Source organism: Pseudomonas sp. 91RF (assembly GCF_003576265.1).
Taxonomy (GTDB): Bacteria; Pseudomonadota; Gammaproteobacteria; order Pseudomonadales; family Pseudomonadaceae; genus Aquipseudomonas; species Aquipseudomonas kribbensis.
The window spans coordinates 34,740-49,202 of the sequence record NZ_QWFC01000032.1; the positions used below are offsets into that span (position 1 = coordinate 34,740).

General features: G+C 62.0%; 10 protein-coding genes and 1 pseudogene. All 11 read left to right on the plus strand.

From position 1 onward, the window contains the following. Positions 1–279: 279 nt before the first annotated feature. The 11 genes and pseudogenes from DXT77_RS17205 (at position 280) to DXT77_RS17255 (ending at position 14,397) form a co-directional block, all read left to right on the plus strand. A complete protein-coding gene (locus DXT77_RS17205) occupies positions 280–1,632 on the plus strand; it encodes a TolC family outer membrane protein (RefSeq protein ID WP_119428529.1) in 1,353 nt (450 codons plus the stop codon). 34 nt (positions 1,633–1,666) lie between these two features. Then, positions 1,667–3,823, plus strand: coding sequence for a type I secretion system permease/ATPase (locus tag DXT77_RS17210; protein ID WP_114880934.1), 2,157 nt, complete (start codon positions 1,667–1,669; stop codon positions 3,821–3,823). Then, positions 3,813–5,180: an HlyD family type I secretion periplasmic adaptor subunit gene (locus tag DXT77_RS17215; RefSeq protein ID WP_085712607.1), complete on the plus strand. Its 1,368-nt coding sequence runs from the start codon at positions 3,813–3,815 to the stop codon at positions 5,178–5,180. Before DXT77_RS17210 ends, DXT77_RS17215 begins: the two co-directional genes overlap by 11 nt. Positions 5,181–5,552: 372 nt before the next feature. Further along, the gene (locus DXT77_RS17220; RefSeq protein WP_119428530.1) at positions 5,553–6,449 is read left to right on the plus strand and encodes a TauD/TfdA family dioxygenase; all 897 of its coding nucleotides are present in this window, start codon (positions 5,553–5,555) and stop codon (positions 6,447–6,449) included. Between the two features lie 18 nt (positions 6,450–6,467). After that, the gene (locus DXT77_RS17225) at positions 6,468–7,493 is read left to right on the plus strand and encodes an ABC transporter substrate-binding protein (protein WP_096823034.1); all 1,026 of its coding nucleotides are present in this window, start codon (positions 6,468–6,470) and stop codon (positions 7,491–7,493) included. Between the two features lie 5 nt (positions 7,494–7,498). Continuing rightward, positions 7,499–8,359 carry an ABC transporter ATP-binding protein gene (locus DXT77_RS17230; RefSeq protein ID WP_007957720.1) on the plus strand — a complete coding sequence of 287 codons (861 nt, stop codon included), beginning with the start codon at positions 7,499–7,501 and terminating at the stop codon, positions 8,357–8,359. A gap of 20 nt (positions 8,360–8,379) precedes the next feature. After that, positions 8,380–9,245, plus strand: a pseudogene (locus DXT77_RS17235) (ABC transporter permease). 58 nt (positions 9,246–9,303) lie between these two features. Further along, positions 9,304–10,221 (plus strand): LysR family transcriptional regulator, encoded by a 918-nt coding sequence (locus DXT77_RS17240; protein WP_011331856.1) that lies wholly within the window; start codon positions 9,304–9,306, stop codon positions 10,219–10,221. Positions 10,222–10,323: 102 nt separating this feature from the next. Continuing rightward, entirely contained in the window at positions 10,324–11,859 is a 1,536-nt protein-coding gene (locus DXT77_RS17245; protein ID WP_119428531.1) for an MFS transporter, read from the plus strand. A gap of 19 nt (positions 11,860–11,878) precedes the next feature. Next, complete coding sequence (locus tag DXT77_RS17250; protein WP_085733425.1) at positions 11,879–12,949, plus strand: HlyD family secretion protein; 1,071 nt, start codon at positions 11,879–11,881, stop codon at positions 12,947–12,949. Continuing rightward, a complete protein-coding gene (locus DXT77_RS17255) occupies positions 12,946–14,397 on the plus strand; it encodes an efflux transporter outer membrane subunit (protein ID WP_119428532.1) in 1,452 nt (483 codons plus the stop codon). The genes DXT77_RS17250 and DXT77_RS17255 overlap by 4 nt, the downstream gene beginning before the upstream one ends. The last annotated feature ends 66 nt before the right edge of the window (positions 14,398–14,463 follow it).

Genomic DNA, 14,463 nt, shown 5'->3' on the forward strand with positions numbered 1-14,463 from the left:
TTTAAAAAATGTGAATCAAGTTTGACGCTGATCTTCGTCAATATTTTGGCTAGAATCTTTCGCTATTAACTTTATGCCAAACTATTGACCTTATGGATGCCATCCTAAACAATCGCCCCACTAATGTCACATTGATATTTACGCGGCGACTTGCCCTTGAGCATGTGATCCAGTTCCGGTTTTAAACTTTCCGACATACGGTCATTCCGGTTGCCATCATCCGACGCAGCACCCTTATTTGCTGTGATTCACGACAAGAAGTTTTGGGAATTCCTTACCATGCGTTCGCCCCTGTTCAAGGCTCTACCTTTCGCTCTCGCCGCGTCTTTTGCTCAAGCACAATCCTTACCGGAAGCCATGCAACAGGCACTGGATGTCCATCCGGAAATCCAGGCAGGGGTCAACAGTCGATTGGCTGCGGATTATCAGTTAAAGGCTGCCAAAGGTGGATACCTGCCCAAGGTCGATCTGCTCGGCGGTTATGGCCGTGAAGGCACAGACAGCGTCACCACCCGTGCCAACGGCGGCGGCAATCACTGGGAAACCCTGAACCGTGGCGAGTCGAGTGTGCGACTGTCGCAAATGGTTTTTGACGGTTTTGCGACGTCCAGCGAAGTCGGGCGTCAACAAGCCACCGTCAACTCTCGCGCCTATGCCTTGCTTGGCACCTCCGAGCGCACCGCGCTGACCGTGGCCCAGGTTTATCTGGATGTGCTGACCCGCCGCGAATTCGTGCGCCTGGCCGAGGAAAACCTCAAGAGCCACCAGCGCATCTACGATCAGATCCAGTTGCGCACCCAGCGTGGCGTCGGCAGCGGTGCCGACCTTGACCAGGCCGAAGCGCGGATGGCCCAGGCCCGCAACAACCTGATCACTGAGCAGACCAACCTGGCCGACTCGGAAACCAACTTCCTCAGCGCCGTCGGCCAGATGCCCGATCAACTGGAGCGTCCGGCGCCGTTCATGGCGATGATGCCGGCCAACCTCAATGAGGCCCGCGCGCAGATGCTGGAAAACAGCCCGATCCTGCGTTCGGCCGAGTCCGACATCGCCGCTGCCGAGAAGCAGTACGAAACCGCCAAGTCGACCTTCTATCCGCGCTTCGACGCCGAGCTGGGCCGCACCGCCGACAACGACCTCGACGGCCAGAACGGTCACAGCAATGAATGGCAGGCCATGCTGCGCATGCGCTTCAACCTGTATTCCGGTGGCAGCAACAAAGCGGATCTGGAATCCAAGTCCTACCTGTCGAACCAGGCGCTGGACATCCGCAACAACGCCCTGCGCCAGTTGAACGAAGAACTGGGCCTGGCCTGGAACGCCTTGAACAACGCCAATGCCCAGGTGCCGATCGCTCAGCAGTACGTTGACCACAGCACCGCAGTGCGTACCGCGTACCAGCGTCAGTTCAGCCTTGGCGAACGAACCCTGCTGGATTTGCTCGACAGTGAAAACGAACTGTTCACCGCTTCGCGCCGTCTGGCCGAGATCAAGAACATTCAGTTATTTACTCAATACCGAATCAAGGCGACCATGGGCGAGTTGCTCAAGAGCCAGGGAGTGGTCGCACCGATGGCATCCGTTGTGCAGAACGACGTGAAGCCCAAGGTTCAACTGCCCGGGATGAATTGAGTTGTCCCTTTTCAACTGTTAAAGAGTGTCGAGCGTGGAATCAGAAGTCAGTCGAGTTCATCTCAGTCATGATCCACGCGCGTTGCACGACGATCCGTTACTGGATGGTCTGCTCGCCCTTTGCATGCTGCACCAGAAACCCGCCAGCGCGGCGATGCTGACCACCGGTCTGCCGCTGCCCAAGCAACGCCTGAGTGTCGAACTGCTGCCCCGTGCGGCGGCGCGCGCCGGGCTGCAGGGGCGGGTGCTGCAACGCAAGCTGGAAGAGATTCCGGCCATCGCCATGCCGGCGCTGTTGCTGCTCAAGGATGGCCGCAGTGCCGTCCTGCTCGGCTGGCAGGGAGAGAACGAAGCTCGGGTGCTGCTCAGCGAAAGCGATGGCGGCGAGTCTCTCGTCAACCGTGAGCTGCTGGCCGACGACTACCTCGGCAAAGTGTTCTTCGCCCAGCCCCAGCACAAATTCGACGTCAACCACGGCACGTTGATCCCGCGTGCACGCTCGTGGTTCCGCGACACCCTCAAGCGTTCGCGCTGGCTATATGCCGACGCCATCGCCGCCAGTTTCCTGATCAATATCATCGCCATGGCAGCCCCGCTGTTCGTGATGAACGTCTACGACCGCGTGGTGCCGAACCAGGCCGAGGCGACCCTGTGGGTGCTTGCACTGGGCATCACCGGCGCCTACCTGTTCGACCTGATCCTCAAGAGCCTGCGCAGCCTGTGCCTGGATCTGGCCGGCAAGAAAACCGACCTGATCATCTCCGCCACGCTGTTCGAGCGCATCGTCGGCATGGCCATGAAGTACCGCCCGGCGCGGGTCGGCAGCTTTGCCCAGAACATCCACGAGTTCCAGAGCCTGCGCGACTTCCTCGCCTCGCTGACCCTGACCAGTCTGATCGATTTGCCGTTCACCATTCTGATCTTCATCGTCATCGCCATTCTTGGCGGGCATCTGGTGTGGATTCCGGTGCTGGCCTTCCCGATTGCCCTGCTGATCGGCTATGCGTTGCAGAAGCCGCTGGTGGCCACCATGGAGCGCACCATGGCGCTGGGTGCCGAGCGTCAGTCGAGCCTGATCGAAACCCTCGCCGGCCTCGACGCGGTGAAGGTCAACAACGCCGAAAGTGAACGCCAGTACCAGTGGGAGCAGACCATCGGCACCCTCAGCCGCCTAGAGCTGCGGGTGAAAATGCTTTCTGGTCTGGCGATGAATATCACCCTGCTGATCCAGCAACTGGCCGGGGTGATCATGATCGTCTTCGGCGTGTACCAGATCATCGCCGGCAACCTGAGCATGGGCGGCCTGATCGCCTGCTACATGCTCAGTGGCCGCGCACTGAGCCCGCTGGCGTCGTTGTCCGGTCTGCTGACCCGTTACCAGCAGGCGCGGGTGACCATGACTTCGGTCGACCAGATGATGGAGCTGCCACAGGAGCGCAATTTCGAAGAACGCCCGCTGAGCCGCAAGGTGCTGCAAGGTGCGATCGAATGCCGTCAGCTCAACTTCACCTACCCCGATCAACAGAACCCGGCGCTGAAGAACATCAACCTGGTGATCCGTCCCGGCGAGAAGATCGGCATCATCGGCCGCAGCGGCTCGGGCAAGAGTTCGCTGGCCAAACTGCTGGTGGGTCTGTATCAACCGGACGACGGCGCGTTGCTGGTGGACGGCGTCGACATCCGCCAGATCGACGTCAGCGAGCTGCGCTACAACATCGGCTACGTGCCGCAGGACATCCAGCTGCTGGCCGGCACCCTGCGCGACAACCTGATTTCCGGCGCCCGGTACGTCGAGGACGAGCTGGTGCTGCAAGCCGCCGAACTGGCCGGCGTGCATGAATTCGCCCGCCTGCACCCGCAGGGTTATGAACTGCAAGTCGGCGAGCGCGGGCAGAACCTGTCCGGCGGCCAGCGGCAGAACGTCGCCCTGGCCCGGGCGCTGCTGCTCAATCCGCCGATCCTGCTGCTCGACGAACCGACCAGCGCCATGGACAACACCGGCGAAGAACGCCTCAAGCAACGCCTGGCTGCAGTCGTTGAAAACAAGACCGTGGTGCTTGTGACGCACCGGGCATCACTGCTGTCGCTGGTGGATCGCCTGCTGGTGGTCGACCGTGGACAGATTCTCGCCGATGGCCCGAAAGCCGCCGTGATGGAAGCGTTGAAGAAGGGGCAGATCAGTGTTGCTTAAGTCGGGTTTCAAGGATTCGATCCGTCGCTACTTCAAGGGCTCTGCCTCTTTGCAGGGCCAGCCGCTGCCGGAGGTCAACAAGGCCTTGATCGAGGACGCGCCACGCGTGGTGCGGCTGACGATCTGGGCGATCATCGGTTTCTTCGTGTTCCTGATGCTGTGGGCCAACTTCGCGGTGATCGACGAAGTGACCAAGGGCGACGGCAAGGCGATTCCATCGTCGAAGATCCAGAAAATCCAGAACCTCGAGGGCGGTATCGTCTCCGAGCTGTTCGTCAAGGAAGGCCAGATCGTCGAGGCCGGCGCACCGCTGGTTCGTCTGGACGACACGCGTTTCGCCTCCAACGTCGGCGAAACCGAAGCCGATCGCCTGTCGATGCTGCTGCGGGTCGAGCGCTTGAGCGCCGAGGTCGATGACCGGCCGCTGAATTTCCCCGAGGATGTGCTTAAAGCCGTGCCGGGTCAGGCAAAAAGCGAAGAGTCGCTGTACGTCAGCCGTCGTCAGCAACTGCACGACGAAGTCGGTGGCTTGCAAGAGCAGTTGATCCAGCGCCAGCAAGAACTGCGCGAATTTACCTCGAAGCAGGCGCAGTACCGCCAGCAATTGGGCCTGCAACGCCAGGAAATCAACATGTCCGAGCCGCTGGTGGCCCAGGGGGCGGTGTCGCCGGTGGAAGTGCTGCGACTCAAGCGTGCCGAAGTGGAAACCCGTGGCCAGCTCGACGCCACCACCCTGGCGATCCCCCGTGCCGAATCGGCGATCAAGGAAGTACAGCGCAAGATCGACGAGACTCGTGGCAAGTTCCGCAGCGACGCCCTGACCCAGCTCAACGAGGCGCGCACCGACCTGAACAAGGCCCAGGCCACCGGCAAGGCGCTGGAAGACCGGGTCAGCCGTACGCTCGTCACCTCGCCGGTACGGGGCATCGTCAACAAGATGCTGGTCAACACCATCGGCGGCGTGATCCAGCCGGGCAGCGACCTGCTGGAAATCGTGCCGCTGGACGACACCTTGCTGGTCGAAGCGAAGATCCGCCCGCAGGACATCGCGTTCCTGCATCCTGGGCAGGATGCGACGGTGAAATTCACCGCCTATGACTACACCATTTACGGTGGTCTCAAGGCCAAACTCGAACAGATCGGTGCCGACACCATCACCGACGAAGACAAGAAAACCACCTACTACATCATCAAGCTGCGCACCGAGCGCAGCCATCTCGGCACTGACGAGAAGCCGTTGCTGATCATCCCTGGGATGGTGGCGTCGGTGGACATCATCACCGGCAAGAAGACCGTGCTGAGCTACCTGCTCAAGCCGATCATCCGGGCGCGGGCCGAGGCGCTGCACGAACGTTGATTCTATTTCGAGGCTGATGACCTCATCGCGAGCAGGCTCGCTCCCACATTTGATCTTCAGTGAACGCAAAATTTGTGTTCGACTCAGGTCCATCGTGGGAGCGAGCCTGCTCGCGAAGGCGTCTGTCGGAACAACATATTCCGTCCAGAAGTGACACAAATGGTCACTCACCGTCCAGTCCATTCCTAAGCAATCGCCATATCGTTATTCGCTAACGGTATTTAAATTAAGCTTCTTATAGCTATAAAGTCAGCCTTCTGCGTACCTGCCGACCAATCGGCGCGCCGCACGACACGAACCCACACGCAATCCAGCGTGAGTTTCTGATCGACGCGCGCGCCCTTGAGCGCGCCGTGCGTGGGAGATTGATTGATGTCCGCAGCTACTGCTACCCCAAGCGCCGCGACTGCCGCGCCGCAAACCTTCGAAATCCGCCCGTTCAGCGGTGCCGTCGGTGCCGAAATCATCGGCCTCGACCTGACCCGTCCGGTCAACGACGAGGACTTCGCCCGCATTCACCGCGCGCACCTCGATTACCATGTCGTGGTGTTCCGCGACCAGCGCATCACCCCGCAACAGCAGATCGACTTCAGCCGCCGCTTCGGCGTGTTGCAGATCCACGTGCTCAAGCAGTTCCTGCTGGCCAATCACCCGGAAATCCTGATCGTTTCCAACATCGTCGAGAACGGCCAGAACATCGGCCTCGGCGACGCCGGCAAGTTCTGGCACTCGGACCTCTCCTATAAAGAGCTGCCGAGCCTCGGCTCGATGCTGCACGCCCAGGAGCTGCCGTCCGAAGGCGGCGACACCCTGTTCGCCGACATGCACAAAGCCTGGGACAGCCTGCCCGACGCGCTGCGCAAAGCCGTCGAAGGCCGCTCGGCGGCGCATTCCTACACCGCGCGCTACAGCGAAACCAAATTCGAAGGCAACTGGCGCCCGACCCTGACCCCGGAGCAACTGGCTCAAGTCGCCGAGGTCGTGCACCCGGTAGTCCGCACCCACCCGGAAAACGGCCGCAAGGCGTTGTTCGTCAGCGAAGGCTTCACCACCCGCATCGTCGGCCTGCCGGAAGACGAGAGCAAACAACTGCTCGACGAGCTCTACGCCCACAGCGTGCTGCCGCAGAACATCTATCGCCATCAATGGCAGCCCCACGACTTGGTGTTCTGGGACAACCGTTCGCTGATCCACCTTGCCGCCGGCTGCCCTGCGCACCTGCGCCGCAAGTTGTATCGCACCACCATCCAGGGCGACGCGCCTTTCTGATTTGCCGGAGATCCGATCATGTCAAAACGTCTTCCATTTGCGCCGCTGGCGGCGGCCATCGGCCTCGGTTTCAGCCTGATCGCCGGCAGCCTGGTGGCGCCGACCGTGGCGCACGCCGAAGGTGAAATCCGCATCGCCGAACAGTTCGGCATTGTCTATTTATTGCTCAATGTGGTGCGCGATCAGGGACTGATCGAGAAGTACGGCAAGCAGGAAGGCCTCGACATCAAGGTCGACTGGACTCAATTGTCCGGCGGCGCGGCGGTCAACGATGCGCTACTTTCAGGCTCCATCGATATTGCCGGCGCCGGCGTCGGGCCGCTGCTGACCATCTGGGACCGCACCCACGGCAAGCAGAACGTCAAGGCCGTGGCCTCGCTGGGCAACTTCCCGTACTACCTCGTCAGCAACAACCCCAAGGTCAAAACCATCGCCGACTTCACCGAGAAGGACCGCATTGCGGTGCCGGCAGTTGGCGTCTCCGTACAGTCGCGCTTCCTGCAATACGCGGCGGCCAAGCAGTGGGGCGACAAGGAATTCAATCGCCTCGACAAGTACACCATCGCCGTTCCGCATCCGGACGCCACCGCCGCGTTGATCGCCGGCGGCACCGAGCTGACCGGGCATTTCTCCAACCCGCCGTTCCAGGATCAGGCGCTGCAGAACCCGAACGTGCACGTGGTGCTCAACTCCTATGACGTGCTCGGGCCGAACTCGCCGACCGTGCTGTTCGCCACCGAGAAATTCCGCAACGACAACCCGAAGACCTACAAGGCGTTCGTTGAAGCGCTGACCGAAGCCGCGCAATTTGCGCAGAACGATAAAGGCGCGGCGGCGGACACCTATATCCGCGTGACCAAGGCCAAGATCGACCGTGCCGAGCTGCTGAAAATCATCGACAACCCGCAGTTCGAATTCAGCGTCACGCCGAAAAACACTTACCCGCTCGCCGAATTCCTCTACCGCGTCGGTGCGATCAAGAACAAGCCTGAATCGTGGAAGGACTACTTCTTCCAGGACGCCAAACCGCTGCAAGGGAGCTGATCGACATGAACGCCCCTTTGCAAGGCCACGCGGCCAGCAACCCGATCGCCACGGCGCAGGCGCTGCTGGCGGTCGACCAGGTCAGCCTCGAATACCGCACCCCGCAGCGCGTCGTGCGCGCCACCCATCAGGTCAGTTTCGAAGTCGATCAACAGGATCGCTTCGTGCTGCTCGGCCCGTCCGGCTGCGGCAAGTCGACCTTGCTCAAAGCCGTCGCCGGGTTTATTGCGCCGTGCGAGGGCGAGATCCGTCTGCAGGGCCAGCGCGTCGACGCGCCGGGGCCGGACCGGATCGTGGTGTTTCAGGAGTTCGATCAGCTGCCACCTTGGAAAACCGTCAAACAGAACGTGATGTTTCCGCTGCTGGCTTCGCGCACGCTGAAGAAAAAGGAAGCCGAAGAGCGTGCGCTGCATTACCTGGAAAAGGTCGGTCTGGCGGCGTTCGCCGATGCTTATCCGCACACCTTGTCCGGCGGCATGAAAGCGCGGGTGGCGATTGCCCGGGCGCTGGCGATGCAGCCGAAAATCCTGCTGATGGACGAACCGTTCGCCGCGCTGGACGCCCTGACCCGGCGCAAGATGCAGGAGGAATTGCTGCTGCTCTGGGAGGAGGTGCGTTTCACCTTGCTGTTCGTCACTCACTCGATTGAAGAAGCGCTGGTGGTGGGCAATCGGATCCTGCTGCTGTCGCCGCATCCGGGGCGGGTGAGGGCGGAAGTGCACAGCCATCAATACGATCTGCACAGCCTTGGCGGCGTGGCGTTTCAGGAATCGGCGCGGCGCATTCACCGTTTGCTGTTCGATGAGGGCCAGTCGCCGGAAACCGAGCGCGAACTGGATTTCACTGATATCCGCATCGCTTATTGAGCCGCTTGGAGGATTGCCCGATGAGCCATTCATCATCCGTACGTCAAGAATTCGAAAACCATCTGCGACCGCTGACCAGCGTCCCGGTGGAGCGCGAATTGCCGCTGGGCCAGCGCCTGTGGCAACAAGGCTGGCTGCGTAAAAGCCTGATCCTGATTTTGCTCGCGGTGCTCTGGGAGGTGGTCGCCCGGGTGCAGAACAACGATCTGCTGCTACCGAGCTTTTTGCAGACCAGCCACGCACTGTATGACGGCCTGCTCAGCGGCGAACTGCTGGGCAAGGTGTGGATTCGCTGGTGGTGTTGCTCAAGGGTTACCTGATCGGCATCGTCCTGGCCTTCGCCTTGACCACGCTGGCGGTCTCGACTCAGTTTGGTCGGGACTTGTTGAGTACGCTGACCTCGATGTTCAACCCGCTGCCGGCGATTGCGCTGTTGCCGCTGGCGTTGCTGTGGTTCGGCCTGGGCCAGAACAGTCTGATTTTCGTGCTGGTGCATTCGGTGCTCTGGGCACTGGCGCTGAACACGTATGCCGGGTTTCTCGGCGTCTCGGAGACCCTGCGCATGGCCGGGCGTAATTACGGTCTGAAGGGCATGCGCTTTGTGCTGTTCATCCTGATTCCGGCAGCGCTGCCGTCGATCCTCGCCGGGCTGAAAATCGGCTGGGCCTTTGCCTGGCGCACCCTGATTGCCGCCGAGCTGGTATTCGGCGCCACCAGCGGCAAGGGTGGTCTGGGCTGGTACATCTTCCAGAACCGCAACGAGCTGTACACCGACAAGGTGTTTGCCGGTCTGGCCGTGGTGATTCTTATCGGTCTACTGGTGGAGAACCTGGTGTTCGACACGCTGGAGCGGGTGACGGTGAAGCGCTGGGGCATGCAGCGCTGATTTTCTGATCTGCTAGCATTGCGTGCGAATCAATCCTGATCGGTCACGAGTGCTCAGCATGCAACTCCCGGACATGAACCTGTTGGTCGCCCTCGACGCCTTGCTCGACGAGGGCAGCGTGGTCGGCGCCGCGCGGCGGATGAACCTCAGCCCGGCGGCCATGAGCCGCACGCTGACACGGATCCGCGAAGCCATCGGCGATCCGATTCTGGTACGTGCCGGCCGGGGACTGGTGCCGACGCCCAAGGCGCTGGAATTGCGCGAGCAGGTGCGCGATGTGGTCGAGCAGGCGGCGTTGCTGTTTCGCTCGGCGGATGCAGTGGAACTGGGCACTCTGCGCCGACGCTTCAGCATTCGCGCCAACGACTTTTTCGTTGGCGTGTACGGCGGCAAGCTGTTCGACACCCTCGATCAACTGGCACCGCACTGTGAGTTGCGCTTCGTCCCCGAAGGTGACGGTGACGATGAAGCCTTGCGCGAAGGGCGCATCGACCTGAGTGTCAGCAACACGCGTCCGGTGACCCCGGAAGTCAAAGTGCAGAACCTGTTTTCCACCCACTTCGTCGGTCTGGTGCGCGAGGACCATCCGCTGTTGGATGGCGAGATAACAGCCGAACGCTATGCCGGGTTTTCCCATATCAGCATGTCTCGCCGGGGCATCGCCCGGGGGCCTATCGACACTGCGCTGAATGCTCTGGGCCTGGAGCGGCGAGTCGCGGTGATCGCACCGAGTTTCCACGCGGCAATGTTCGCCCTGCCGGACTCCGACCTGATCCTGCCGGTGCCCAAGGAAGCGCTGCTCAGTGTGCGACGGCTGGGTTTGAAACTGCGCTCGTTCGATCTGCCGATCCCGCTGCCGACGCTGATGCTGACCCAGGCCTGGCACCCGCGTTTCGACAAGGATCCGGCCCACCGCTGGCTGCGGGAAACCCTCAAGACCTGCTGCGACGAAACCTGGCTGGCGGCACAGCCCTGAGAGTTGCGTCTGATGCACTTATAAACTGCCGAGAAGTCAATTTTCGTCAGCACTAAACCCTACTACCATGCTCCGGTATTTTTCCCTCCGGAGTTTGCCTGCATGACATCCCTGACGGTCACGGCGCCGATTGCCGCTGCCGCCCCGATGGCCGCCGCGCCCCCGGTGTTCGGGGCGCGCATCATCATCGGTCTGGTCGGCGTGCTGCTGGCGGTGCTGGTGTCGGGTCTCAACGAAATGGTGACCAAGGTCGCCCTGGCCGACATTCGCGGCGCCCTGAGCATCGGCTACGACGAAGGCACCTGGCTGGTCGCCAGCTACACCGCGACCTCGGTGGCGGCCATGGCGTTTGCGCCGTGGTGCTCGGTGACCTTTTCCCTGCGCCGCTTCACTCTGTGTGCAATCGGTCTATTCACTCTGCTCGGGGTGCTCTGCCCGTTCGCCCCGAACTACGAAAGCCTGCTGCTGATGCGCATCCTGCAAGGCCTGGCCGGCGGTGCGCTGCCGCCGATGCTGATGACCGTTGCGCTGCGGTTTCTGCCAGCCAACTTCAAGCTTTACGGCCTCGCCGGTTACGCCCTGACCGCCACATTTGGCCCAGGCCTCGGTACACCGCTGGCCGGGTTGTGGACCGAATACGTCGGCTGGCAATGGACGTTCTGGCAAATCATCGTGCCGTGCCTGATCGCCATGGCGATGGTGGCGTACGGCATCCCTCAGGATCCGCTGCGGCTGGAGCGTCTCAAGACCTTCAACTGGAAAGGCCTGCTGCTGGGATTTCCGGCGATCTGCATGCTGGTGATCGGTCTGTTGCAGGGCAATCGTCTGGACTGGTTCGAGTCGAATCTGATTTGCGCGCTGCTGGGTGCCGGTTCGCTGCTGCTGGTGGCGTTTATGATCCATGAATGGTCGCAGCCGATTCCGTTTTTCAAGTTGCAGATGCTCGGCATCCGCAACCTGTCGTTCGCGTTGATGACGTTGGCCGGGGTGCTGGTGGTGTTGCTGGCGGTGGTGCTGATTCCATCGAGTTATCTGGCTCAGGTACAGGGTTACCGGCCGGTACAGACCGCGCCGATCATGCTGCTGGCGGCGTTGCCGCAACTGATCGCGCTACCGCTGGTGGCGGCGCTGTGCAATCTGCGCTGGGTCGATTGCCGCTGGGTGCTCGGGATCGGGCTGAGCATGTTGGTGCTGTCCTGCCTGGGCGGGTCGCAGCTGACTTCGGTGTGGATTCGCGACAATTTCTACGTCCTGCAATGGCTGCAGATTTTCGGTCAGCCAATGGCGGTGCTGCCGTTGCTGATGCTGTCGACCGGCAGCATCCAGCCCCAGGACGGCCCGTTCGCTTCGGCCTGGTTCAACACCGTGAAAGGCCTGGCGGCGGTGGTCGCCACCGGGGTCATCGAGGCGTTGACCACCGCACGCCTGCATTTTCACTCGACGATGCTGGTCGATCGCCTCGGCAACTCGCCGCTGGCCGCAAGCAACGACCCCGGCCTCGCCCATCGCCTGCACGAACAGGCGGTGGTGCTGACCTCTTCGGATCTTTATCTGTGCATGGCCGGCGTCGCGGTGGCGCTGATCCTGCTGATTTTCTGGCTGCCGACGCGGATCTATCCGCCACGCGCGCCAACCTGACTGGAACAGAAGGTTTTTTATGACGACTCAAGCAAAGCAAAAACTCGCGGTGGCCGTGGCGGCCGCGCTGGCTGTCGGCGTGCTGGTGTATCTGGCGATGCCCGGCCTGTTCGGCAAGCGTACCCAGCAGAACACCAACGACGCGTTCGTCTCCGCCGACTTCACCTTGGTAGTACCGCGTGTGGCAGGGTTCATCAAAGAAGTGCTGGTGGAAGACAACCAGCAGGTCAAGGCCGGGCAATTGCTGGCGCTGATCGATGACCGCGACCTGCGCGCCGCCGCCGAAGCCGCCGATGCGCACACCGTGGTTGCCCGGGCTCAATTGCAAAACGCCAAGGCCACCCTGGAGCGGCAGACCTCGGTGATCGCTCAGGCGCAGGCGTCGGTGGTCTCGGCCAAGGCTGAAATGGCCTTCGCCCAGCAGGAATTGAACCGCTACAACCATCTGGCCGGCGTCGGTGCCGGCACCGTGCAGAACGCGCAACAGGCACGTACCCGCATCGATCAGGCGACTGCGCGGCTTGACACCGCCACGGCAAAACTGGCGGCGGAACGCAAACAGGTCGAGATTCTGACGGCGCAGCGCGATGCCGCCGAAGGCAGCCTGAAACAGGCGCAGGCGGCACTGGAAATCGCCAGTTTCGAGCTGTCCTACACGCGCATCACTGCGCCTCAGGACGGCATGATCGGCGAGCGTGCCGTGCGGGTCGGCGCCTATGTGACGCCGGGCAGCAAGCTGCTGGCGGTGGTGCCGTTGAAGCAGGCCTATGTAGTCGCCAATTTTCAGGAAACTCAACTCACCGATGTGCAACCGGGACAGGATGTTGTCGTTCGGGTCGACAGTCTCGGCGGCGAAGCCCTGAGCGGTCGCGTCGAAAGCATCGCCCCGGCCACCGGCGTTACCTTTGCCGCCGTCAAACCGGACAACGCCACCGGCAACTTCACCAAAGTCGTGCAACGGATTCCGGTGAAGATCCTGCTGGAACCGGGCCAGCCACTGGCCGAACGCCTGCGTGTGGGCATGTCGGTGGAAGCGAGCATTGATACCAAAAGCTCGGCGACATCGGTGCGTGAGGTGACGCAGCGATGAATCGTGTCCAGTCCATGACGATTGTCCTGAGCCTTTCGGCGCTGGCGGCCTGCACCGTCGGCCCGGACTTCCAGAAGCCCGAAGCCACGCAGATTGCCGAGTGGGCCAAACCCGGCAAATCCGCACCCAGCCAGGCTGTCAGCGAACCCCTGAACGAGCGCTGGTGGGAAGTCTTCCACGACGCGCAGCTTTCAGCCCTGACCCAGCGCGCCGTGAGCAGCAACCTCGACCTGAAACTGGCCAGCAGCCGCCTGCAACAAAGTCGCGCTGCACGTCAGGTGATCACTGCCGACCGTTATCCGACAACTGCTGCCACCGGCAGTTATGCCCGCAAACGCAACAGCGGTGAAGGTTTGAACGACCCGTCCGGGCACAACGGCGATTCCGCCTTCAACCTGTGGGATGCCGGTTTCTCTGCTTCCTGGGAGCTGGACTTCTGGGGCCGTGTGCGCCGGGAAACCGAAGCCGCCGATGCCAATCTCGAAGTGGCGGAAAACGACCGTCGCGGTGTCTTGCTGGCGGTACTCGCGGACACCGCGCAGAACTACATCCAGTTGCGCGGCGTGCAGAACACCCGCGCGGTCACCGAGCAGAACCTTGATGTCGCGCGGCACAGCCTGAAACTCTCGCAACTGCGCCTCAACGACGGCGTGGCCACCGATCTCGACGTGGCCGAAGCGGCCGCGCAAGTGGCGGCTATCGAATCGAGGCTGCCGGCGCTGGAGCAACGTCAGGCGCAACTGATCAACGCCATCAGCCTGTTGATGGGCGAGCCGCCGCAGGCGTTGGCCAAAGCGTTATCCACAGACGCGCCAGTGCCACAATCGCCACCGCAAGTCGCCATCGGCCTGCCGTCGCAACTGGCCGAGCGCCGTCCGGACATCCGCCAGGCCGAAGCCCGGTTGCATGCCGCCACTGCCAACATTGGCGTGGCCAAGGGCGATTTCTATCCGCGCATCACCCTGTCCGGCAACCTCGGCTCGCAAGCCATGCAGCTCAGTGATTTCGGTTCCTGGGGTTCGCGCGCCTTCGGCATCGGCCCGCAATTCAGCCTGCCGCTGTTCGACGGCGGCCGCCTGCGCGGCGTGCTGCAACTGCGCGAAGCCCAGCAGCAGGAAGCGGCCATTGGTTATCAACAGACCGTGCTGCGCGCCTGGCACGAGATCGACGACCAGTTGACCGCCTACAACGCCAGCCAGCGCCGCCGCGACAGCCTCGCCGAAGCCGTGCGCCAGAACCAGATCGCCCTGCGCACCGCGCAACAGCAATATGTCGAAGGCGTGGCCGACTTCGTCAACGTCCTGACCGTACAAGGCGCATTGCTCGCCACCCAGGAACAATGGGTGGAAAGCTCCACCGGCGTTTCACTGGCGATGGTCGGGCTGTACCGGGCGTTGGGTGGGGGATGGGAGTCGGTGTATCCGGTGGGGGAGATGGCGCAGCGTTGAGTGGATGAGCGCAAAAAATAAAAAAACCGGCCGAGGCCGGTTTCTTTACCCCAACTGCCAGCGAAC

Bases quoted from the DNA above. Each gene is read 5' to 3' on its own strand.
- DXT77_RS17205 (WP_119428529.1), top strand. From the start codon at position 280: ATGCGTTCGCCCCTGTTCAAGGCTCTACCTTTCGCTCTCGCCGCGTCT.
- DXT77_RS17220 (WP_119428530.1), top strand. From the start codon at position 5,553: ATGTCCGCAGCTACTGCTACCCCAAGCGCCGCGACTGCCGCGCCGCAA.
- DXT77_RS17225 (WP_096823034.1), top strand. From the start codon at position 6,468: ATGTCAAAACGTCTTCCATTTGCGCCGCTGGCGGCGGCCATCGGCCTC.
- DXT77_RS17230 (WP_007957720.1), top strand. From the start codon at position 7,499: ATGAACGCCCCTTTGCAAGGCCACGCGGCCAGCAACCCGATCGCCACG.
- DXT77_RS17240 (WP_011331856.1), top strand. From the start codon at position 9,304: ATGCAACTCCCGGACATGAACCTGTTGGTCGCCCTCGACGCCTTGCTC.
- DXT77_RS17245 (WP_119428531.1), top strand. From the start codon at position 10,324: ATGACATCCCTGACGGTCACGGCGCCGATTGCCGCTGCCGCCCCGATG.
- DXT77_RS17250 (WP_085733425.1), top strand. From the start codon at position 11,879: ATGACGACTCAAGCAAAGCAAAAACTCGCGGTGGCCGTGGCGGCCGCG.
- DXT77_RS17255 (WP_119428532.1), top strand. From the start codon at position 12,946: ATGAATCGTGTCCAGTCCATGACGATTGTCCTGAGCCTTTCGGCGCTG.